General features: G+C 43.9%; 24 protein-coding genes. 17 read left to right on the forward strand and 7 right to left on the reverse strand.

Annotated elements, in window-relative coordinates; translation table 11 throughout:
* Positions 1–47 precede the first annotated feature (47 nt).
* From ACH0AB_RS02930 to ACH0AB_RS02970, 9 genes are all read left to right on the forward strand, one after another.
* Positions 48–656, forward strand: a complete 609-nt coding sequence (locus ACH0AB_RS02930; RefSeq protein WP_076776059.1) for a LuxR family transcriptional regulator — start codon at positions 48–50, stop codon at positions 654–656.
* A gap of 106 nt (positions 657–762) precedes the next feature.
* On the forward strand, positions 763–2,256 hold the full coding sequence (locus tag ACH0AB_RS02935) for a CoA-acylating methylmalonate-semialdehyde dehydrogenase (protein ID WP_050324316.1): 1,494 nt from the start codon (positions 763–765) through the stop codon (positions 2,254–2,256).
* A gap of 63 nt (positions 2,257–2,319) precedes the next feature.
* The gene (locus ACH0AB_RS02940) at positions 2,320–3,171 is read left to right on the forward strand and encodes a hypothetical protein (RefSeq protein ID WP_050324317.1); all 852 of its coding nucleotides are present in this window, start codon (positions 2,320–2,322) and stop codon (positions 3,169–3,171) included.
* A gap of 35 nt (positions 3,172–3,206) precedes the next feature.
* A complete protein-coding gene (locus ACH0AB_RS02945; RefSeq protein ID WP_201664297.1) occupies positions 3,207–4,367 on the forward strand; it encodes an acyl-CoA dehydrogenase family protein in 1,161 nt (386 codons plus the stop codon).
* A 29-nt stretch (positions 4,368–4,396) separates the two neighbouring features.
* Positions 4,397–5,173 (forward strand): enoyl-CoA hydratase, encoded by a 777-nt coding sequence (locus ACH0AB_RS02950; RefSeq protein ID WP_406877107.1) that lies wholly within the window; start codon positions 4,397–4,399, stop codon positions 5,171–5,173.
* A gap of 75 nt (positions 5,174–5,248) precedes the next feature.
* Positions 5,249–5,707, forward strand: a complete 459-nt coding sequence (locus ACH0AB_RS02955; protein WP_406877108.1) for a hypothetical protein — start codon at positions 5,249–5,251, stop codon at positions 5,705–5,707.
* Between the two features lie 48 nt (positions 5,708–5,755).
* A complete protein-coding gene (locus tag ACH0AB_RS02960) occupies positions 5,756–6,949 on the forward strand; it encodes an enoyl-CoA hydratase/isomerase family protein (RefSeq protein ID WP_406877109.1) in 1,194 nt (397 codons plus the stop codon).
* 34 nt (positions 6,950–6,983) lie between these two features.
* Positions 6,984–7,910: a 3-hydroxyisobutyrate dehydrogenase gene (mmsB, locus tag ACH0AB_RS02965; RefSeq protein ID WP_312538803.1), complete on the forward strand. Its 927-nt coding sequence runs from the start codon at positions 6,984–6,986 to the stop codon at positions 7,908–7,910.
* A 122-nt stretch (positions 7,911–8,032) separates the two neighbouring features.
* On the forward strand, positions 8,033–8,848 hold the full coding sequence (locus tag ACH0AB_RS02970; protein ID WP_406877110.1) for a Cof-type HAD-IIB family hydrolase: 816 nt from the start codon (positions 8,033–8,035) through the stop codon (positions 8,846–8,848).
* 322 nt (positions 8,849–9,170) lie between these two features.
* Here the strand turns inward: ACH0AB_RS02970 and ACH0AB_RS02975 are convergent, their stop codons facing one another.
* Positions 9,171–9,707 (reverse strand): IclR family transcriptional regulator, encoded by a 537-nt coding sequence (locus tag ACH0AB_RS02975; RefSeq protein ID WP_472797691.1) that lies wholly within the window; start codon positions 9,705–9,707, stop codon positions 9,171–9,173.
* 286 nt (positions 9,708–9,993) lie between these two features.
* Between ACH0AB_RS02975 and xthA the strand changes: the two genes are divergently transcribed.
* Genes xthA through ACH0AB_RS02990 form a run of 3 tightly spaced genes read left to right on the forward strand, consistent with a single transcriptional unit; the run spans position 9,994 to position 12,234 of the window.
* On the forward strand, positions 9,994–10,806 hold the full coding sequence (xthA, locus tag ACH0AB_RS02980; protein ID WP_219333192.1) for an exodeoxyribonuclease III: 813 nt from the start codon (positions 9,994–9,996) through the stop codon (positions 10,804–10,806).
* 29 nt (positions 10,807–10,835) lie between these two features.
* Complete coding sequence (gene argJ, locus ACH0AB_RS02985) at positions 10,836–12,050, forward strand: bifunctional glutamate N-acetyltransferase/amino-acid acetyltransferase ArgJ (protein WP_406877111.1); 1,215 nt, start codon at positions 10,836–10,838, stop codon at positions 12,048–12,050.
* A 19-nt stretch (positions 12,051–12,069) separates the two neighbouring features.
* Entirely contained in the window at positions 12,070–12,234 is a 165-nt protein-coding gene (locus ACH0AB_RS02990; RefSeq protein WP_172823558.1) for an NF038104 family lipoprotein, read from the forward strand.
* Positions 12,235–12,330: 96 nt separating this feature from the next.
* Here the strand turns inward: ACH0AB_RS02990 and ACH0AB_RS02995 are convergent, their stop codons facing one another.
* The 3 genes from ACH0AB_RS02995 to ACH0AB_RS03005 are packed head-to-tail and all read right to left on the reverse strand — an operon-like array spanning position 12,331 to position 14,593.
* Positions 12,331–13,107 carry a TrmH family RNA methyltransferase gene (locus ACH0AB_RS02995; RefSeq protein WP_406877112.1) on the reverse strand — a complete coding sequence of 259 codons (777 nt, stop codon included), beginning with the start codon at positions 13,105–13,107 and terminating at the stop codon, positions 12,331–12,333.
* A 16-nt stretch (positions 13,108–13,123) separates the two neighbouring features.
* Entirely contained in the window at positions 13,124–13,603 is a 480-nt protein-coding gene (locus ACH0AB_RS03000; RefSeq protein ID WP_406877113.1) for a hypothetical protein, read from the reverse strand.
* Positions 13,604–13,615: 12 nt separating this feature from the next.
* Entirely contained in the window at positions 13,616–14,593 is a 978-nt protein-coding gene (locus ACH0AB_RS03005) for a class 1 fructose-bisphosphatase (protein ID WP_406877115.1), read from the reverse strand.
* Between the two features lie 296 nt (positions 14,594–14,889).
* Between ACH0AB_RS03005 and ACH0AB_RS03010 the strand changes: the two genes are divergently transcribed.
* From ACH0AB_RS03010 to ACH0AB_RS03020, 3 genes are read left to right on the forward strand one after another with little or no spacing between them, the layout of a single operon-like run.
* A complete protein-coding gene (locus ACH0AB_RS03010) occupies positions 14,890–15,873 on the forward strand; it encodes an aspartate carbamoyltransferase catalytic subunit (protein WP_406877189.1) in 984 nt (327 codons plus the stop codon).
* A 50-nt stretch (positions 15,874–15,923) separates the two neighbouring features.
* Positions 15,924–17,090 (forward strand): dihydroorotase, encoded by a 1,167-nt coding sequence (locus ACH0AB_RS03015; protein WP_406877116.1) that lies wholly within the window; start codon positions 15,924–15,926, stop codon positions 17,088–17,090.
* A gap of 54 nt (positions 17,091–17,144) precedes the next feature.
* Positions 17,145–17,669, forward strand: coding sequence for a DUF2127 domain-containing protein (locus tag ACH0AB_RS03020; RefSeq protein ID WP_406877117.1), 525 nt, complete (start codon positions 17,145–17,147; stop codon positions 17,667–17,669).
* Between the two features lie 73 nt (positions 17,670–17,742).
* Here ACH0AB_RS03020 and ACH0AB_RS03025 read toward each other — a convergent pair whose 3' ends face one another.
* Positions 17,743–19,758 carry a YihY/virulence factor BrkB family protein gene (locus ACH0AB_RS03025; RefSeq protein ID WP_406877118.1) on the reverse strand — a complete coding sequence of 672 codons (2,016 nt, stop codon included), beginning with the start codon at positions 19,756–19,758 and terminating at the stop codon, positions 17,743–17,745.
* Between the two features lie 250 nt (positions 19,759–20,008).
* Between ACH0AB_RS03025 and wrbA the strand changes: the two genes are divergently transcribed.
* Positions 20,009–20,614, forward strand: a complete 606-nt coding sequence (gene wrbA, locus ACH0AB_RS03030; protein ID WP_406877119.1) for an NAD(P)H:quinone oxidoreductase — start codon at positions 20,009–20,011, stop codon at positions 20,612–20,614.
* Positions 20,611–21,033 (forward strand): hypothetical protein, encoded by a 423-nt coding sequence (locus ACH0AB_RS03035; protein ID WP_406877120.1) that lies wholly within the window; start codon positions 20,611–20,613, stop codon positions 21,031–21,033. The genes wrbA and ACH0AB_RS03035 overlap by 4 nt, the downstream gene beginning before the upstream one ends.
* A 74-nt stretch (positions 21,034–21,107) precedes the next feature.
* Here the strand turns inward: ACH0AB_RS03035 and ACH0AB_RS03040 are convergent, their stop codons facing one another.
* Complete coding sequence (locus ACH0AB_RS03040; protein WP_406877121.1) at positions 21,108–21,776, reverse strand: alpha/beta hydrolase; 669 nt, start codon at positions 21,774–21,776, stop codon at positions 21,108–21,110.
* 27 nt (positions 21,777–21,803) lie between these two features.
* The gene (locus ACH0AB_RS03045; protein WP_159374583.1) at positions 21,804–22,772 is read right to left on the reverse strand and encodes a DUF4435 domain-containing protein; all 969 of its coding nucleotides are present in this window, start codon (positions 22,770–22,772) and stop codon (positions 21,804–21,806) included.
* Positions 22,773–22,778 lie beyond the last annotated feature (6 nt).

A 22,778-nucleotide genomic window follows, 5' to 3' on the forward strand; every position in this document is an offset into this window, starting at 1 on the left:
TCCACCGATAAGTTGTCAGGGCTTAAAAATCAGGGGTGATGATGGTCATGGAAAATTATGCCTTACTGGCTTTTAGGCACGCGCCCACGCCGATAGTGGTATTAAGCTATCGGCGTATCAAAGCACTCAACGATGCCTTTGCCAATTTGTTCGGTTATGCGCACGATGAGCTACTCAATCAATCGATGCAAAAATTGTTTCCCAGTGTCGAAGATTTTGAAAAAATTGGCAAAGAAGCATTAACAGGTTTGGGATTACAGACCAATATGTATTACTGCGATGAGCGCTTTATGCGTCACAAAACAGGGGAGATATTTTGGGCAACCACCCACGGACGCACCTTAACCCCAGATGACCCGTTCAAACTGGCAATTTGGCATTTTGAAAAAAAACCGCAAGTATCGTCCGAATCGCAGCTCACCGCACGTGAAGCCCAAATTGCGCAATATGTGGTCAATGGCTATACCTGTAAAGAGATTGGTAAGTCACTTGGTTTATCCCCCAGAACCATTGAAGTGCATAAAGCCAACTTAATGAAAAAACTGGGCGCTCGCAGCAAAGGTGAGCTAGCCTCAAAAATTATTGTCATTAACCCTATGGCAGCCGCCCAGCAAAACCACTCTAGCAAAACTACTCCAGAAAAACTACTTAAGTAATTAAGTATTATTGACAGTACCCCCTAACTCATTCACACTGTTTTGCAACGCGTTTAACGCTATCAAACGCTATACACCCAACACGGTAAAAACAAGGATTGTTACGATGACTACCCAAACTGTAAAACAACTCATCAACGGCGAATTTGTCGAATCAACCACTAGTGAGTGGATTGACCTGACCAACCCAGCTACCCAACAAGTGATTGCCAAAGTACCCCAAACTACTAGCGATGAAATCAACCAAGCCGTCGCGGCGGCTGCAGAAGCGTTTAAAACCTGGCGCAAAACCCCAATCAACACGCGCTCGCGCATTTTCTTAAAATACCAACAACTGATTCGTGACAACATGGATGAGCTTGCCGCCATGCTCACCGAAGAGCAGGGCAAAACCTTAGCCGATGCTAAAGGCGATGTGTTCCGTGGTCTTGAAGTCGTCGAACATGCCTCAGGCATTGGCAACCTGCAACAAGGCGCATTTATCGAAAACGTGGCGACTGGCGTGGATATGTATAATATTCAGCAACCACTTGGCGTTTGTGCAGGTATTACCCCGTTTAACTTTCCTGCCATGATTCCACTTTGGATGTTCCCAATGGCAATCGCCACCGGCAACACCTTCGTATTAAAACCATCAGAACAAAACCCGATGGTCACCATGCGTTTGGTAGAATTGGCACTCGAAGCAGGTATTCCAAAAGGTGTACTCAATGTGGTGCATGGCGGTAAAGATACCGTTGATGCCATTTGTGACCATCCAGATATCAAAGCCATCTCATTTGTGGGTTCTACTGCAGTCGGCACCCACGTCTATAACCGTGCCAGTCAAGCAGGCAAACGCGTGCAATGTATGATGGGGGCTAAAAACCATGCGGTCATCCTACCCGATGCCAACAAAGAACAATGTCTAAACCAATTAGCAGGAGCAGCATTTGGTGCCGCCGGTCAGCGCTGTATGGCATTGTCAGTGGTGATTCTAGTCGGTGAAGCCAAAAACTGGGTGGGTGATATTGTTGAACGTGCCAAAAAATTGGTGGTGGCAGCTGGCAAAGATGACAAAGACTTAGGACCTGTGATTTCAAAAGCGGCCAAAGCGCGTGTTGAGCGCTTAATCCAAGCGGGCGCAGATGAAGGCGCACAAGTCCTGCTAGATGGTCGTGGTATCAAGGTCGAAGGCTTTGAAAACGGTAATTTTGTCGGACCGACCATTTTAGATAACGTCACCACCGATATGACGTGCTATAAGGAAGAAATCTTTGGACCGGTGCTTGATATCATGTACGCCGATAGCCTAGACGAAGCGATTGCCATCATCAATGCCAATCCAAATGGTAATGGCACGGCTATCTTTACCCAATCAGGTGCGGCAGCGCATAAATTCCAACAAGATATTGATGTGGGTCAAGTCGGTATTAATTTACCCATTCCTGTGCCACTACCGATGTTCTCATTCACCGGTTCTCGCGCCAGTAAACTGGGTGACTTAGGTCCTTATGGCAAACAAGCGGTGCAGTTCTATACTCAAACCAAAACCGTCACCGCCCGTTGGTTTGATGATGAAGCCAGTAAAGGCGTTAATACCACGATTTCACTAAAATAATTTTATTTGTTGATAAACTAAGGGTTAGACAATTTTAATCCTTAGTTGCAAAGAGAAAACACAATGAATCAGTTTTATCAAGAATTATTAAAACTACCTAAAAACATACGTCAAACGGGTGAAAAATGTATAGTAGGTATTGAAAACAAAGACTTAATTTATACAAGTTTAATCGATAAAACGGAAATATCAACAGCAGATAATTTTACCAATGAAATAAAAGAATTTTCTGTTTTTTTGGGTTCAGATGCAAAAACTATTATTCAAGCATTTATAGGTTCTGATTTTTTAAATAATTTAGAAGTGTTACATATTGGAGTGTGCTCTGAGAATACAGGGCATCCATTAGATTATAGAGAAATAGCTAAAATTCTTAGTCAAGTAAGTTTCCCAAATGTACATTCTTTTAGTTTTGGTGAATGGTTGTTGATAAGTAACTCTCATTGTTTATACGGAAAATTAGGTGACATAACTCAGATTCTATCCAATATGCCTAAGTTAAATTACTTAGAACTGGGTGGGCAGTTTGAGCTTAACTCACCTATTGTTCTAAATGAATTAACGGAATTGACAATCCATTTAGATGACCCAATGACTGCAGGAAATGGTGGTTATATAAGTCAAGAGACTTTAAATAATTTACTCAATTCAAAATTTCCACAATTGGAGACCGTTTGGCTTGATTTAGACCTTGATTGGGCTGTTGATGATGAATTCAAACGGATTGATGGATTGCCTACTAATTGCAAAGACTACAAATTGACAGAAGATTTTATCAATGGTAAAAGTTGGGCAAATCTAAAACAAATTGAATTCTCAGGGGGCTATGCACAAGGTGAACTTGATAGATTTTTTAATAGCGAATTTGTCCAAAAAAATCAGATTAAGGCTATTTATGATTCAGCCTATTGTTAATTTTTAGAAAGATATTTTAATTAAAAGGATTTAACATGAATTTTTCTCTTACCGAAGACCAACAAGCCTTTGCCGATTTGGCTGCCCAATTTGCCGCCAAATCGCTGGCCCCCAACGCTGCCGAATGGGATGCCACAGGCTATTTTCCCGAAGAGGTGTTCAAAGCCGCAGGTGAACTGGGCTTTATGGGGCTTTACACCAACCCTGATTTTGGCGGACTGGGCTTGCCGCGCCTTGATGCGGCGATTATCTTTGAAAAACTGGCGTATGGCGATACGTCAACTGCCGCATTCATGACTATTCATAACATGGTCGCTTGGATGATTGGCGAGTTTGCCAAACCTGAGGTTGCCGAAAAATACTTGCCTGAATTATTAGCGGGCGAAAAATTGGGTAGCTACTGTTTGACAGAGCCCAATGCTGGCTCAGATGCGGGTTCATTAAAAACCAAAGCGGTCAAACAAGGCAACTATTACCACATTACTGGGCAAAAAATGTTTATCTCTGGGGCAGGGGCGACTGATGTGCTTGTGGTGATGGCGCGCACCTCGGACAATGGGGCAAAAGGCGTGTCTGCCTTTATCGTCGATGCCAACAGCGATGGCATCAGCTACGGGAAAAAAGAACATAAAATGGGCTGGAAAAACCAACCGACCGCCGCAGTACATTTTACCGATGTCAAAGTCCCTGCCGAGAATCTACTGGGTGAAGAAGGACAGGGCTTTACCTTTGCCATGAAAGGTTTGGACGGTGGGCGTATCAATATCGCCACTTGTGCGGTGGGTACGGCTCAAGCTGCGCTTGACCGTGCCGTGCAGTATGTACAGGAGCGTAGCCAGTTTGGCAAAACCCTTGACCAATTCCAAAACGTGCAGTTTAAACTTGCCGATATGCTCACCCATTTGGTATCGGCTCGGCAGATGGTGCGATTGGCGGCGTATCATTTGGATAGCAAATCGCCTGATGCCACGGCGTATTGTGCGATGGCAAAACGCTTTGCCACGGATTTGAGTTTTGATATCGCCAACCAAGCGTTGCAGCTACATGGGGGCTATGGTTATCTACAAGAATATCCCCTAGAGCGTCATGTACGCGATTTGCGCGTGCATCAAATCCTAGAAGGCACCAATGAAGTGATGCGAATGATTGTGTCTCGCAAAATGATGGAAGATGGGGCGTTGGCAAGATTGCAATGAATTTAAAGACATTTTAAAAGGAATTTACCATGTCAAGTTACACCAATTTAAAATTAATAATCGACAATCACATTGCGGTTTTGACGCTCAATAATCCGCCTGCCCACACATGGACAAAGGACAGCTTAGCCAGTTTAAAGCAGCTCATTAGCGACTTAAATGCCAACAAACAAGTCACCGCTTTGGTGGTGCATGGCGATGGCGAAAAGTTTTTTTCCGCAGGGGCGGACTTGAACAGCTTTGCCAGTGGTGACAAAGGACAAGCAGCGGAGATGGCAATTGCGTTTGGTGAAGCATTTGAAGCGTTATCAAGCTTCCGTGGCGTTTCGATTGCCTGTATCAACGGCTATGCGATGGGGGGTGGGCTTGAGTGTGCATTGGCGTGTGATATCCGCATTGCTGAAAGTCATGCCCAAATGGCACTCCCTGAGCTATCTGTTGGCTTGTTGCCGTGTGCAGGGGGTACGCAAAACTTGCCGTGGCTGGTGGGTGAAGGCTGGGCAAAACGCATGATTTTATGCGGTGAGCGTATTAAGGCAGATAAGGCGCTGCAAATTGGTTTGGTGGAAGAAGTCGTGGAAAGCGGCAAAGGGTTAGAAACGGCTTTAGAATTGGCTCAAAAAGTGGCGAAGCAATCCCCCGATGCGATTGCATCGAGTAAAACCTTGATTATGTCGGCACGTTATCAACCACCAAGTTTTAACTGGATAAAGGAACGTGAGTTATTTATCAAATTATTTGATGGCGACAACCAACAAGAAGGTGTCAATGCGTTCTTAGAAAAACGCTCGCCAGAGTGGAAATAAATTGATTTTAAATTAACTTATGCCATAGAGTGGGTTAGCAAAACGTTATCCCATAAACTCACGTAAAGGTATTATATGAAAAAAATTTCAGCAATCCTTCTATCATTCTCTTTATCATGCTTTTTATCAATGACAGTTACATCACTTGCTTGGGCAGGTGATCAAAGTATATCCACGCAAGAATCAAAACAGTTAATAGGTAGCTTTTATAATCAATATGTTTTTGGCAATGAGGAATTAGATAATACTAACGCTTCTAATTGGGGTACGCAGAAATTTTTAAAGAAATTAAAACAAGATTACGAATACGACTGTGAATCAGATGACTGTTATGCAGCTTATGCTTTAAGAACGGGGGCGCAAGATGGGGACGGAACTAGTAGTGTAACCAGTATCACGCCACGTTCAAATGATTGGTATCGTGTGAGCTACAGAGATATGGGCTGGAAAGGGGTAACGGATGTTAAAGTCGTTGGCGTGAATGGTATTCCAAAATTAGATGACTATAAATTTGTTTCAAGCAATGTCAAATAGCGCAATCATTAAATTACAACGCTTTGAAAATCAAAAAGGATTTTATAAATGGAAACTCAAGACCAACCTGTAATATTTGAAACGATAGCCACCGAAGGCGGTCATCAAATCGGCACGATGACATTGAACGACCCAAAAGCCCTAAACGCCCTAAGTGTCGATATGTGCAAAATGATGGCAGAGCAGTTAGGCAAGTGGGCAACTGATGATAACATCGTCGCCATTTTGCTAAAGGGTAGTGGCGACAAAGCGTTCTGTGCAGGCGGCAATATCCGCAAACTGTATGACAGCATGACTGACACCCCGCCCCAAGTGCCTATGCAGCAGCCCAATCCGTACGGGGTTGAATTCTTCGAAAACGAATACAGCCTATACCGGCAAATGCACTTTTACCCAAAACCGATTGTCTTGTGGGGTAACGGCATTGTCATGGGCGGTGGTATGGGCTTGATGGCGATGTGTAGCCATCGTATCGTCACCGAAACCACCCGTTTTGCCATGCCAGAGATTACTATCGGCTTATACCCTGATGCCACAGGTTCGTGGTTCTTGGCGCGCATGCCTGCCAAAATTGGGCTGTTTTTGGGCTTGACAGGGGCGAACTGTAACGCCAACGATGCGATTTTCTCTAGCCTTGCTGAGTATGCGGTGGCAAGTAGCGAATATGACAAAGTGCTTGACGCGCTAAAACAAGCCAATTGGCAAGCTGACAACAATTTACATGATATCGCAAGCCAAGCCTTAGCCAAAATTCATCATACCGAGCATTTAGCAGACAGTCATTTGATGATGCATTTTAATACTATCCAAGCGCTAGTAAACAAAGGCTCAGTGCATGATATAGATGCAGCGTTGCGCGATGACAACTTTACCAAAGTCAACGGCGAAGCGGATAAATGGCTCACCAAAGCGGTCGAGACTTATCAGCACGGGTGCCCTGTTAGTGCGGCATTAACGGTTGAGATGTTTAAACATGCCAGCAAATTATCGCTTGAGCAAGTGCTATATATAGAGATGAATGCGTCGCTACATTGTGTTAATTACCCCGATTTTCGTGAGGGTGTACGCGCGTTACTGATTGATAAAGACAAATCGCCAAAATGGCGTAAAACCCTTGATGAATGCGATGCCCGCTATATCCAGTCACATCTTGCGCCAGCTTTTCCCAATAGCGAACATCCATTTGAGGCTTGGTTGGGTAGCGATTCGCTCTCAGCAAAATTAGCCAAACTTGCTGTATAAAGTTTACAAACACCACAACATACAAGGAATGTATATGCCAAATAATCAACAAACAGCCATTAAAAAAATTGCTTTTATCGGGCTTGGTAATATGGGCAAACCGATGGCAGAAAATCTTATCAAAAATGGCTTTGCCCTCAACGTATTTGACCTAAACACCGCCGTGCTAAACGACCTTGCCAAACAAGGGGCAAACGTGGCGACTTCACCTGTGGACGCAAGCAAAGAGGTAGATATGGTCATCACCATGTTACCTGCAGGTCAACATGTCAAAGAGGTATATCTGGGTAAAGATGGTAATAAAGGCTTACTCGATGTGGTGAGTAAAGATACCTTGCTGGTCGATAGTAGCACCATCGCAGCGAGTGATGCGCGTGAAGTTGCGCAAGTCGCGGCAGAAAAAGGTATTCAGTTTATGGATGCGCCCGTATCAGGCGGTACGGCAGGGGCAGCAGCAGGGACACTCAGCTTTATTGTGGGCGGGCAAGCTGAGCAATTTGAGCAGGTCAAACCCGTTTTAGAGGCGATGGGAAAAAATATCTTTCACGCGGGCGAGGTCGGTGCAGGTCAAGTCGCCAAAATCTGTAATAACATGCTGCTTGGCGTGATTATGACAGGGACAGCCGAAGCCATGAATTTGGGCGCCAAAAACGGATTAGACCCAAAAGTCTTAGCCAGTATTTTGTCAGCCAGCACCGGTCGTAACTGGGCGCTGGAAGTGTGTAATCCGCATCCCGATGTTGGTGATGCCATGCCATCAAGCCGTGGTTATACAGGTGGATTTATGAGCAAACTCATGCTCAAAGACATGAACCTTGCCAAACAAACAGCCAATGATACCCAGGTGGTGACACCAATGGCTGACCAAGCGACGGCTCTGTATAGCAAACATAGCGAGCAACATGGAGATAAGGATTTCTCAAGCATCATGGCGCATTATGATGCGAACGTTCTGCAATAAGTTTTGGCGTTTAGTAAAAAGCTAGGATTTTTTTCTGGCTTTTTTCTAGTCGTTAATTCAAAAGTTAACCCAAAAATAGGGTAGAATTAGCGTCAATCCCAATTTATCGCATCAGTTTTATTATGTCTAAGCCAACAGCACGCCCCAAAAAACCGAAAATTGTCTTTTTTGATATTGATGACACGTTGTACATCAAGCAGCAAGAAAGGGTGCCGCAATCCGCGATTGAGGCACTTAAAAAATTAAAGCAGCAAGGCATTATGGTCGCTATCGCCACCGGTCGGGGTCGTGCGGTATTTCCCAAAGCTGTGTATGAGCTCATTGAAACCGTGGGTATCGATGTGCTGGTCACCATCAACGGTCAATGCAGTCACCACCAAGGTGAATTGTTAGCGCATTATCCGATGACCACTACGCAAATTAAACTGATTACCGATTATCTTGAATCAAACAATTTATCCTATGCCTACATGACCGATACGGAAATTATCGCGTTAGCGGAAGATGATGCGCTGTCAGAAGCTTTGAATTCGCTTAAAATAGCTTACCGTACTGCCCGTCATGATGACATTGATTTGTCGATACCTATTTATCAAGTCGTGGCATTTCATCCTGACAACACGCAGGTAAATTTTGAATTTCCCTCGACTTTAAAAATCATGCGCTGGCACAAAAACGGTATCGATATTCTAGATGCGACAGGCTCGAAAGCACGCGGCATTGCGCAGGCGCTCAATAAACTGGGGCTGGATTTTGAAGATGCGATGGCATTTGGCGATGGGGTGAATGATATCGAAATGTTACAGACAGTTGGCTTTGGCGTGGCGATGGGGAATGCCCATCCCGATGTGAAAGCGGCGGCTGACTATGTATGTCCGACTGCGTGGGAAGATGGTATCTATCAAGGTTTACAACATTTGGGTTTGTTGCCACATTGATGAGGCAGCAAATGATTAAGCCTCGCCATGTTATATAAAATCTATCAATAAAATCGCCTTGAGCGTTTTAACTTTACCTTGTCAAAAATTCCAAGGATAACATTTAAATTTCCCCAAAAAACGCATCACGAATATCATCGGCAGCTTTTTGCATATCAGGTACAAACCCAATCAAGTCCTCGAGGGATTTGCGCGTTTTAGGTGCGGTTGTGTACAGTGAGCCGATGTAACGACCTTGGGTGTCATTGATTGCGACAGCAATTGAGACCGCTTGGGCAATATATTCTTCATCAGAAATTGCATAGCGCAGCTGGGCTACCTGCTAAAGGCTTTGATTGAGTACATCTCTATCGGTAATCGTGGCAGGTGTGATAGCGGTTAACGATAAATTTTTTAGTAGCGTGACCCTATCATCTTTTGTGAGCGTACTTAGGTAGATTTTACCAGCCGCCGTACACCAAATGGGTGCTTGCGAATCAGTGGGCATATACACTTGTAAGGCAGAAGGACAAGGTACGCGGTCGGTATATACCATGTTGACGTAATAAGGTACCGCCATGCCACAGGTTTCACCAATTTTATCAACCAGTCTTTGCAAAATCGCAAATCGCTGAATCGCCACTTGCTGGCTTTGCCACAGATGAATCGCCATATGCCGCGTACGCGATGCCGGCACAATAGTACCATTGATATCGACCCGCACAAAGCCTTCCTCTTGCAGCTGCTGTATCAGTCGGTGCATGGTCGGTTTTGGAATATCCAAAATCTCAGACAAATCCAGTGGCGATAAAGGACGCTGTGCCGCAGACACGGCTTCGATGATTTTTAAAACACGGGTAATAGAAGAAACTCGAGCCATTATATTGTCTTTTTAAGTCTAAGGTCAGCACGTCGCCAGAAAAAATTGAAAAAAATATTTTGCAAAGTTAGCAGTGATTAAAGTGCAAGGTTTTTTGATTATACCAAAATTTTTTTAAACTTCACCTGCTATTTGCAGGTTCATCATGCATAACCTCAGCGCTGCACACCCAATTTGCTTTCAAATTGAGCTTGCGGGCAATATCCGCTAATATAGTCGGCATTTAACGCTTAACCAAGCCACAGTTATCAATACCAAGCCACATTTATCAATTTGGGGAAAACACATGCCGCGTTTTGTCAGTTTTAATATCAATGGATTGCGGGCGCGCCCACACCAGCTTGAAGCCATTCGCGATATCATCGCGCCCGATGTCATTGGGCTACAAGAAACCAAAGTACATGATGATGCATTTCCGCTACAAAGCGTGCAGCAATTGGGCTATCACGTCGAATTTTTTGGGCAAAAATCTCACTATGGCGTGGCGTTATTATCGCGACAAAAACCTATTTTTGTACAAAAAGGCTTTCCAACCGACAGCGACGAGGCGCAGCGACGATTTATCCATGCGCGCTATGATTTTAATGGCAAATATATTGATGTGCTCAATGGCTATTTCCCCCAAGGCGAAAATCGCAAGCATGAAACCAAATTTCCGATGAAGCGCAAATTCTATGCCGATTTAACCGGCTATATCTTGCAGCTTAAAGCAGAAAATCGCAGTATGATTTTGATGGGGGATATGAATATTGCGCCGCTTGATTTTGATATTGGTATTAGCGAAGACAGTGTCAAACGTTGGCTAAAAAATGGGACGTGCTCATTTTTGCCCGAGGAGCGAGAGTGGTACCAAGCCTTGCTTGCGACAGATTTGCATGATACTTATCGGGCGTTATATGCCGACGGTCAAGCCTTGAGTTGGTTTGATTATCGCAGTAAAGGATTTGACGATGAGCCAAAGCGGGGGCTGCGCATTGACCATATTTTGATGACGCCTGATTTGGCGGATAAGCTCAACGGTGCAGGCGTCAGCTATGATTTGCGTGCCATGGAAAAACCCAGCGACCATGCCCCGATTTGGGCAGATTTTTTGGATTAATCAATTAAACAACAGTAAGGAGCGCTCTCATGTCAGTTGGCAATGTCGAACTTGTAAAATTAAACCCAGTGAAAGGGATAAAAATTGGCATCACCGAAGCCCACGTGCGCTATGCAGGGCGCAAAGACTTAACGGTTTTTGACATCATAGCGGGCGCAAATACCGCGGTTGTCACCACGCAAAACCAATTTTGTGCCGCACCTGTGCAGTTGCTGCGAGAATTTATCGCCAAAGACAGCCCCCGTTATTTGATTGTCAACACAGGCAACGCCAATGCTGCCACAGGTGAAGACGGTAAACAGCGTGCCAAAACAACTTGTGTGGCATTGGCAGAAAAAACCGGTGTCGCAGCCGAGCAAGTATTGCCTTATTCCACCGGGGTGATTGGGGAAACCCTGCCGGCGGATAAAATTATCGCGGGGTTAGACAGCGCCTTAGCCAATTTAACCGAAGATAATTGGCTTGGCGCCGCCCACAGCATCATGACCACCGATACCACCCCAAAAGGACATAGTGAACAAGTCACAATTGATACCATCACCTATACCGTGACAGGTATCTCAAAAGGGGCGGGCATGATTCGCCCCAATATGGCGACCATGCTTGGCTTTGTGGCAACCGATGCCAACATTAAGAAAACATTGCTACAAAATATCTTGACCGACACGGTGAATCAGTCATTTAACCGCATCACAGTGGATGGCGATACCTCAACTAATGACTGCTGTACGTTGATTGCCACAGGACAAGTTGGGGAGATGATTGACAGTGAAAATCACCCGCATTATCAAGCGATTTATCAGGCAATTAACAATGTGATGATTCGAATCGCGCAATTGATTGTACGCGATGGTGAAGGGGCAACCAAATTTATCACGGTCAAAGTGACAGGTGGTGAAACCTCTGAAGAATGTGCCAAAATCGCGTATGAAGTGGCGCATTCACCGCTGGTAAAAACCGCATTTTTTGCCAGCGACCCAAATTGGGGGCGTATTTTGGCAGCGGTAGGCAAAGCGGGCGTGATGCTCGACCAGTCAAAAGTGGCGGTATCACTCGATGATGTGCGTATCTGCGAGCGCGGCGGCTTGGCACACGACTATACCGAGGCGCGTGGCAGCCAGGTGATGAAGCGTCCTGAAATTACCATTCATATTGAACTGGGTCGTGGGCAGGCGAGTGATACCGTCTATACCTGTGATTTATCATACGAGTATGTCAAAATCAATGCTGATTATCGTTCTTAAAGTCAATTAAAGGTAACGAATGAAAAAACTAACCACCCTGCTTTTTGTGCTGACCACCGCTGTTATATTACAAGGGTGTGTGCATAAAATTGTCACTGTTCCTGTCAAAGTTGCCTATAAGACCACCAAAGGGGTGGTCAAAGGCACGGTAGCTGTCGCTAAAGCGGTAATACCAGGCGGCTAATACCAAGCGATAGTGACGACAAAAAAGACTAAACACAGGCTGTCTAGTCATTTATTTATGTCGCACTCGTTCATTGATGGCAATCATGTATGGCAATCATGCGTAGCGTCTTTGCCGTAACATTTCATACAGACAAAGTGACCCTGCTATCGCCACGTTTAGGCTTTCTTGACCATTGGGCTGCGGTAGCGCAATCGGGGCAGATTGACTAAGTAACCTTTCATCGACGCCTTGTCCTTCATGTCCCATAATTAAGGCTAACGGTTGTCTCAAATCGGTCTGATAAATAATATGATCGGTATGTGAGCTCGTGGCAAACATCGGCACTTTGACCTTCATTAAAATCTCATCTACGCTGATGCCTTCAAAAATCGTTAAACTAAAATTCGCCCCCATGCCGGCTCGCAAGGTTTTGGGCGACCACGCCGATGCTGTGCCCGTGGTACAGATAATGGTTTTAATTCCCACAGCAGATGCGGTGCGTAACAGCGTGCCTAAATTGCCATTGTCCTGCACACCATTGATAATTAAGCAGTCGCTGGTGATGGGCTGATTAAAGTCTAAATGCGGCATATCAATCATCGCCATGATGGGCAGGCTCTCGCCCAGCGTGCGAATCTCTTTATACAGATTATCGCTAACCGTTAACGTTTTTACCTGGTTAAGCCGACCGAGCAGGGCGTTGATTTCGTCATTGTGCAAACCACTTTCGCTGACAATCACGGTTTCGGGCGTGAGACCAGCATTTAGATACGCTTCAAGCAAATGCGTGCCTTCGATCACGGTTTTGCCCAGTTTCTTACGCTGGCGTGATTGGGTCAGTAAGGCGTGAGTAGTCTTGATGGTCGGGTTGTCTTTGGAGGTGATTATCATTTTGTATATTACTTATTCATAAAATTAGCTTTTTACCGCTATATTTAACTGCATAGTCTTTAAAAACTTCATAAACATCGGTATTTTCGGCATTTTGAAAATACGTCATTTCAATTTTATACTTTTTGTTCTTTGTATGTATGACTAAAGTCGGTATATTAAACATCATACTGATACTGGTGTCTTGTATATCTTGCCAATTAATCTTAAAACCTTTACTAGGGTGATTAAAAGTCACTTGCTGTTCATCAAAAACAAAGGTCGGTAAATTTTGAGTGAGTTTGCGATTGCTTACTACTACCTTACCTACAAGTATTAAAGGAACTAAAACTAAAGTAAAATCCTTTAATGTTTTAATTGGGTCTTTAGTACCATTTATGATTAACATCAATAATAATGACAGCATGAATAAACCACCCAAAAGCAAAACAGCGAATAGTAAAATGTTTACCCATGCTGGCTGTTTAACTGGCTCAAAATAAAATTCTCTTTTCATTTCATGCCAATCTCAATTCATCTCGTCATGCAACTTTTTAACATACTCCACTTCGTTTTTTGCCCCCAGCACCACAGGCACGCGTTGGTGGATACTGGTCGGCTCGATATCCAAAATACGATTGATAGCATCGGTACTCAAACCACCCGCTTGTTCAATCAGCAAGCTCATCGGATTGGCTTCATACATCAGACGCAATTTACCTGGCTTATCAGGGTGTTTGGTGTCAAACGGATAGCTAAAAATTCCCCCACGGCACAAAATACGGTGAATATCGCCCACCATCGCCGCCACCCAGCGCATATTAAAGTCTTTACCACGCACGCCAGTTTTACCCGCCGTAAACTCGTCAATATAACGCTGCATCGGTGGCAACCAATAGCGATAGTTAGAGGCATTAATCGCATACTCTTTGGTATCTGGGCTAATTTGCACTTGGTCTTTGATTTGCACAAACGCTTTGGTATCGGGGTCAAGACTAAACATGGCCACACCCTTGCCAAGCGTGATTGACATCACAGTTGAGGTGCCATACAAAATATAACCCGATGCCAACTGCGCAGTTCCTTTTTGCAAAAAGTCCTCATCCGTCGCAGGATGACCTTGGTTGTTGTAGGGTAAAATCGAGAAAATTGTACCGACTGCCATATTAATATCGATATTAGATGAGCCATCAAGTGGGTCAAACAGTACCAACACGTCGCCATCTTGATTGGCAGGGGTGGCGTTATCTAATTCTTCAGAAGCCACACCCGCGCAATGCGGATTGCTGCTCAAAGCGTCTAGCAACAAATCATTGGCAATGACATCGAGCTTTTTTTGCTCTTCGCCCTGCACATTTTGGTTACCCGCTTCGCCCAAAATATCCGCGAGCGCGCCGCGTTTGAGCAAGTCGCTGATTTGAATGCCGACTTTGGTAATGGTGGTAATGATGTCGGCAACGGCAGGTTGGGCGTTTTGCGCGGCAAGATAAGTTTCAAGATTTGACATAAGTAGACCTTATTATAAAATTATAAATTAACATCCTAAGCCAATCATATACGATTAAGCAAGGTGAATTTAGACCTCATGAATTAAAAAAAATATAGACAATTTGCCGCAAATTGTAGCACTTTTTGAGCCGTCTTATCAGCGATAATCGCAAAATATTGGCGTATTTATTCCAGCCGATTTACGGTAAAATAGGCAAAATTTATACAAATAACAACAAATCTAGGTGGCTGATGAATATTTTAAACACCCAAACTTTATCCAACGAAGCGCTACAGAGCAAGCTTGATCAAGCGATGGCAAAGCCAGAAATGAACGAAGCAGGTGATTTGCGGCATTTTATCGGCGTAGAAGGGTTATCCAAAACGCAGCTGATGGCCATCATCGAAAAAGCCAATGGTTACTTAACCGACAATGCCGGTCGCCCCAACAGCATTCGCAATAGTGATGAGCTTGAAGGCTGTACGGTGATGAATTTGTTTTTTGAAAACTCTACCCGTACCCGCACCACCTTTGATGTGGCTGCCAAACGTCTTGGCGCTAGTGTCATCAGTATCGATATTGCCAAATCCAGCACCCAAAAAGGCGAAAGCTTACGGGATACGCTGTGGAACCTTGAAGCGATGACAGCGGATATCTTTGTGGTGCGTCATTCATCGAGTGGGGCTGCGCATTTTATGGCAACCGAAGTCACCCCAAACATTGCCATCATCAACGGTGGTGACGGCTGGCACGCGCATCCGACCCAAGCGATGCTCGATATGCTCACGATTTATCGTGAAGCGCCAAGACCGTTTGAGGAATTAACGGTAGCGATTATCGGCGATATCAAGCATAGCCGCGTTGCCCGTTCGGACATTGCAGCGCTCAAAACCTTGGGTGTCAAAGAAATTCGCGTCGTGGCGCCCAAGACATTATTACCAAAAGGCATTGAGCGTTATGGTGTCAGTGTCTATAACGATTTGGACGCGGCGGTAGTTGACTGTGATGTCATCATTGGTCTACGTATTCAAAATGAGCGTATTGGCTCGCCGCTGTTGCCATCGACATCCGAGTATTTTAAAGCGTATGGCATCACTACCGAACGCCTTGCCCTTGCCAAACCTGATGCGCTTGTCATGCACCCAGGACCGATGAATCGCGGCGTTGAAATCTCATCAAGTGTTGCTGATGGCGAGCAATCGGTGATTTTAAAACAAGTCAATAACGGCATTGCGGTGCGTATGGCGGTATTGGCACTGGCTATGCAAGGGCAACGTGCCGCACGCAGCGCATCTTAAAATTTAGCAAAAAAAATGACAAAGTAGGCAAAACCAAAGTAGGCAAAACCATGACGCTTCAAAATCTTTTACCTGCCAACTGGCAATTTGATACCACGCAGCTTAACCCTATCGACACCGATGGTAAATGGCTATTACCGCCGCTGGTGGATTTATGTGCGCGCCTGCGCGAACCTGGTCACCAGTCGCATGGCACATTAAAATCAGAAGGCGCCGCGGCTCGAAAAAATGGTTTTTTGCATGTGGTTATACCACCTGATACCAACCCAGTACTTGAGAACGGCTCTTTACTGGCAGGCTTGCGAGAGCGGGCTTATCAAGATGGTGGTATTCATCTGCATATATTGGGGGCGATGACCGCAGGTCTTGAAGGTGAAAAACCCGCCAATATGCTTGGGCTAAAGCAAGGTGGCATCATCGGGGGCAGCAATGCTCGTCGCAAATTCGCCAATGATGACGTACTACTGCAAGCCCTTGATTATGCAGCGACCTATGACATCAAAGTATTTTTTTACCCTGATGAACCCAGTTTATCCAAAAACGGTGTCGCCCATGATGGCTATATCGCATCTTATCACGGTTTGGCAGGGATTCCTTGGATTGCTGAAACCGTGGCGTTATCCAAGCAGCTGTTGATTGTTGAAGAAACAGGCGTATCGGCACATTTTGGTCAGCTGACCACCAAATCATCGATTGATTTGATTCGCTGGGCGAAACAAAGGGGCTTGCCCGTGACCTGCGATGTGGCGATGCACCAGTTACATTTAACCGATGATGCCCTGATTGGTTTTAATGCCTTGGCGTATGTGTTGCCGCCCCTGCGTTCCAATACAGACAAAAAAGCGCTGCAAGAAGGCTTGCAAGATGGCACTATCGATGCGATTTGTAGCCACCATGAGCCATTGGCAAAAACCGCTAAACAAGCGCCATTTGCGGAGTGTAAACCCGGTATTAGCAACTTTGATACTTTTATGGGGCTCGCTTGTCAATTGGTCAAAGAAGGTATTTTGACCCCAGAGCAGCTAGTAGAAAAAATCGCACTCAATCCTGCTAAAATCGCTGGCATTGAAGCTAGCTATCATCAAACGGGCGGGGCGGTGCTGGTTGACCCTAGTTTGACTTGGACGGTGACAAAAGAATCGATGATATCGCAAGGTAAAAATACGCCATTTATCAATAGTGAACTGACAGGGAAAGTCGAGCAAGTCTATTTTTAGGCTTGTTTGAAGCTTGTTTTAAGTTTGTTTCAAGATTGGATACGGTAATGAATCATGCCAAAGGCGTTTAAGCAGATAGCCCCGACAGTGCCTAATAGCCATCATGCCAAGAACGCCATCATTATGGTCGCTATCTATGAGCTGGTAAAAGGATTGGTAGCGCTAGGGGTGGCGGCTATTATTTTTGTAGGGCATGATAAATTGCAATGGATTGCGCGGGTGGTTTCACAGGCGCTGCATCGTATCATGGGCATGGCACTGCATCACCAAATAGAGGCACTAAATCACTATGCTTGGGTCGCCAACCAAAATTGGCAAAAAGCCTTTTGGATAGTCGTGGGCTATGCGCTGCTGCGTTTTGTGGAAACCTACGGCCTTTATCGAGATAAGATATGGGCGTATTGGTATAGCGTTTTGGGCTATGGCGTGTTTTTGCCGCTTGAGGTTTATGAGTTGTTGAGCCATCGGTTTAATTGGCTTAATATTTTAATACTGCTAGTCAATATCGTCATTGTGGTGGTGGTCTATCGCAATATGCGCGCCAAAGGGTTATTGGGTAAAAAGATAACACAGGCTTAATCTATTGATCAAAAAAAGCGATAAAAAAAGGGCAGAATCTGCCCTTTTTTACTCGCCAAACTAGCTGTCTGGTCTAGCTGTCTGGTTTATCTTTTTCGGTAATGATACGCGGAGATTTTTTGCTCGCATTGGCTGCAATTTTTGATTTGATGAAATTAAAAGGATTGTACGGGCTGTTAAGTACGCTAGCCGGTACAATCTGACGAATTTTAGCCATCACTGCCGTATTGTCACCTTTTGGTTTGTCATCATCCGCTAGGATTTTTGATTGGACTGTTTGGGTGGTGGTAATTTCATTACTAAAACTCGTGTCATCTAGGTTACTGATATCCCAACGCATATTGTCAAAATTATTGGCATTCAAATAATTGTCAATCGCAAATTTATGCTCGTCTGTGGCATTGCCATTTTGTGGGGATGAGGGAGTCGCTTTGTTTTCGCTATGACTGTCGTATTCACTGTTACTTTCTTCAAGCGTCTTTAGCGGATGTTTATCATCTAACCCGTTATCATTTGACAAGCGTGTCTGATTATCATGAGCTTGCTTAGCAACTGATGATTCATGTGATAATTCATCCGATAACTCATCGTTATTTAGGGCATTAAAATCACGCGGTTGACTCGATAAGCTACCTTGACCTTTAAAATCAAGCGTACCATCAAAGCCAGTCGCTTGCTCGGCGTCAGTTTCTTTGATACGTTTATCTTCATTGACCACGTCACTGACTTGACCCCCTGATAGTCCTGAGCCTTCGCGTTGACCGGCTAGTTTGTTACCTTTCCCTTTTTTTCCCTTATCTGGCTCGATGTCTTCGGCATTTGGGGTCTGACGCGGCGCGATACTATCAAAAATACTTGCCATCGACACATCAAAATTATATTTGAGCATGGCTTCACCACGCGCTAAGGTATTAATCCACTGCACAGTCCAAGGCGCGTTATTTTTAAGTTTTCGCAAATCCTTTTCATGCGGCAAAGGATAGGGCATATTTTGATAAAATTCCCAAAAACTATAATCATCGAGCGAGCGTTTGAGCACATATTCATCTTTATCACTGGTGGTAATGAGATTGTTATCTTGTAAAAAGCTAATATAAGTGTACCAATTTGGCATCTCTTGGCGACCTAACACATCACGCAGACCGGCTTCGGTGACGACATTGCCTTTTTTATGCTCACGGTATAACACGTTTAGCATATCCATCAAGCTAAACAAGGCATGACGTGGGAAGATTTCTTTGGTCTCAAAAATGGTCAAACAGTAGCTGATTTGCACGCCAAGCAAGATAATATTCCAAGAAATATAAATCCAAAGTAAGAACAACGGCAAAATCGCAAACGCCCCATACACCGCTTTATAACTGGTAAAGTTGTCAACAATTGCGCCAAAGGTGAGTTTTAGGATTTCAAAGATAATCCCAACCACGACACCTGCAACCAGCGCATGTTTAAAACGTACTTGGCAGCGTGGTACAAACCAATACATGGCCACCAGACCCATCAGCATAATTGCAATGGAGCCGATTTGTACCCAAATCGCCCAGTCAATCCCATAACCACCAATCTTTTGATTTAAAAAACTCAAACTTTGAACGGTACTCGAGACAATCATCGCTAACGCAAGCACAATAGGCAACAGGGTAATAATCACCCAATAACGCACCAGATTGAGCCAGCTGGTCTCTTTTTTTTCAACGCGCCAAATTTGGTTAAACGCGGTTTCAATCGTCATTAAAGTGGAAATGGTGGTAAAAAATAAGATACCCACACCGATGATGGTTAAATTGGAGGAATTGCTGGTAAATTGGTTAAGATACTTGGTGACCTGTAATCCGGTACTGGGCAAAATATTACTAAATATTAAGTTTTGAATCTGCTCACGCGCTTCTGCTAACTGCGGGATGGTGGAGAGAATCACCACCAACAAGGTTAAAATCGGCACAATAGACAGCAGCGTGGTATAAGTCAATAATGCAGCTTTTTGACTACAATTATCATCAATAAAATTTTTGATAAGATACATCAAAAACTGCACCCATTTATGTTTAAAAATGGATAATTTTTTTAGTTTGGCAATGAGTTCATTCATAGTAGTTCTTATTGATAAAAAATTTCAAAGTTTGACCATCAAATCGGCGAAAAAGGCAGTGATTGTATGGCAGTATGGTATCATATTCAAAAAAATTGTTTATTGAATTACTGTGAACAGTTTTGGTGTTTTGCAATTGGCAATCTGGCTAGTAAATTGCCTTGACCCTGCCATCAAAATTCATTCATCAAAATTTATTCACCTAGGCTAGATTGACGTAACAATTATCAAAATTGATGTGAGAAAAACCATGAGTCAACCTTATATTTTAGTCTTGTACTACAGCCAAAATGGCTCTACCAAAGATTTGGCGTATCTGGTCGCACAAGGTATTGAAGATAGTGGCACAGGCATAGCCGCTCGTATTCGCACCGTACCCAAGGTCAGTAGCGAGACTGAAAAAGTTGCGCCAAGTATTCCTGATGAAGGTGACCTGTACGCCAGCATGGATGACTTAAAAAACTGTGTGGGACTGGCACTCGGCAGCCCCACCCATTTTGGCAATATGGCAGCATCAATGAAGTATTTTTGGGATAATAGCGTCACAATTTGGCTCGCGGGGGATTTGCAAAACAAACCTGCCGCTGTATTTACCAGTACGGGTACCATGCACGGTGGGCAGGAGACGACGTTAACTAGCATGATGACGCCGCTACTGCATCATGGCATGGTAATTGTGGGAATTTCGTACAGTGAGCCTGCGCTCAATACCACGAGCCAAGGTGGAAGCCCGTATGGTGCAAGCCATGTCAGTGGCGCAAAGCATGACCATATCATGAGCGTGGATGAAAAAACGTTAGCCATCGCCCAAGGTCAACGTCTAGCCAAAATTGCCAAGGCATTACAAGCGTTATGAGAAAAAAAGACCCACACTCACTATCTGCCCCCAAACCCATTTATCCCATCCACCAACGCTTAACCCTAGTATGGTGGGTTTGGCTGGGGTTTCGATTGCTGGCAGTACCGCTATTGACGCATTGGTTGGCAAGTGCAAAGCCTGCTATGGTCGGGGGGATTGCTTGGCAAGCTTTGTGGTTGATACCCGCGCTCTTATCAACGCCTTATATCGTCAAAGGCAAAAGTCCATACGCGCTATTGCTTTTAAGTATGCTCACTTTTGTATATTTGGGGGGCAGTGGTATGGTCGCACTAAAATACGGCTATCAAACGCATTGGGGGTTGATGGCGGTTTGGTTGGTGGATTTTTTTTTATTGGGTTTGGTGAATTATTGGCTATTTATCTTACTCAAACGATTGCCAAAGATGAATGGCTAATTGCCAAAAGAGCGTACCCAAGTCACCAAGTCACGTACGCTCTTTTTAGGCTAAAAAATTATGCTAAAACATCGTTAGGCCAACACATCATTTAGCCATTTACCGATAATTTTGAGTTGCGGCATACATACTTGGTGCGCCATCGGATAGCTGTAAAACTGCGGCTGATAACCTTTTGACTCAAGCCATGCTTTGGCTTCTTGCCCAAGCTGTACTGGGACGACAGGGTCTTGTGTGCCATGATGAATGGCAATGTTTAGATTTTTATTGGCATCACTTAAAGTTAGGCTGTCTTTGGTCGCTAAATAAGTCGATAGGGTTAACAGTCCGGCTAATGGTTTGTCATAGGTGAGTGCCGTCTGATACGCCACCGCACCACCTTGTGAAAATCCTGCAATCACGATATGTTCAGGCGACACACCGCGCTCGGCTTCACGCGCGATTAATTCTCCAATTGCGCGAGCGGATTGTTCAATCTGTGCCGTGTCGATTTTGCGCTCAAGCGACATTTCTAAAATATCGTACCACGCTGGCATCACATAACCTTGGTTGATGGTTACAGGAATGGCGGGGGCGTGAGGAAATACAAACCGTATGCCATGGTTACCATCGAGTCCCAAGTCAGGGACGACCGGCTCAAAGTCATGACCATTTGCGCCCAGTCCGTGTAGCCAAATGACGGCTCTATCGATGGGTAAATTGTTGGGGTTATGAATGACTTCAACGGTTTTTAATAGTGGCATTTTGGTTTTCCTTGTGACATTGCTAATTTAAACAGTCTTTAAATTAGCAATTTTCGTTAATATCTTTTGATGAATTTCGTCTTGTGGGTTAATGAGATATTGCCTATAAAAAGTTTCTAATTGAAAATTTGTAACGAATATTTGGTCTAATTGCTTCTTTCTATCTGCTATATCTTTGCCCTTAAATTTTTGAGTAATATTGCTCATCTCTTTCATTTTGAGTTGATTAAACAACAATTTCTGAATTTTTGCTATTAAGTCAGATAATAAGTGTCCAGATATAAAGCGATAAGCGTTTTCTTCATTAATACCATGTTGATAAAGGTATGTTTTTGTATTGTCAAAATCTTTATCAGATAGATTAGAGTTGGTACTTATAGCATCAGAAATTGTATCAAAAACGGTAAAATCAAATGTTAAGTTTTCTAAAATCATTGGTTTATCAAGTAGATGATAATTTTGATGAAAAGATTTCAGGTCTGTCAAATGGGCTTTCATATCATCATGTACTAAGGTGCAAAGCCCAAAAAATACTAATTCAGAGAGTTTTTCAAAAACTTCATCTATATTGACTTGATGTTTAACTGTGTGAAAAATATCGTCAAAGAATTTATTCAAACTATATTTTTCTATCAATACGCTTTCTTTGCTATAGGCAAATGTATGTAAAATAAAAGGATTTTTCAAATCATCTTTACCATTCGGTAATAGCCAATCATAATCAGCGTCACGAGCAATTAAAACTTTTGGGTTCAATCCGCTATAAAACTGACGTAAAGCCATTTTACCAGAAGCATTTTCAGTATTTTTAGTGGCAGGTTTGTATTCGTATTGATTAGGTAGATGTTGCTCAATGAATTTTTTCCAAAACCAAATATCCGAATCATCTTCGACATACACCATACCTTTTTGGCGGTCATTTGTATTGCCAGATAAGATGGCATTATAACCGCCAATATAGTTTGGATTAGTGAAATATTCTTTAAAATCAGACATTTTGAT

The sequence above is a fragment of the Moraxella sp. 179-F 1C4 NHS genome (assembly GCF_045370505.1).
Classification (GTDB): Bacteria; Pseudomonadota; Gammaproteobacteria; order Pseudomonadales; family Moraxellaceae; genus Faucicola; species Faucicola tetraodonis.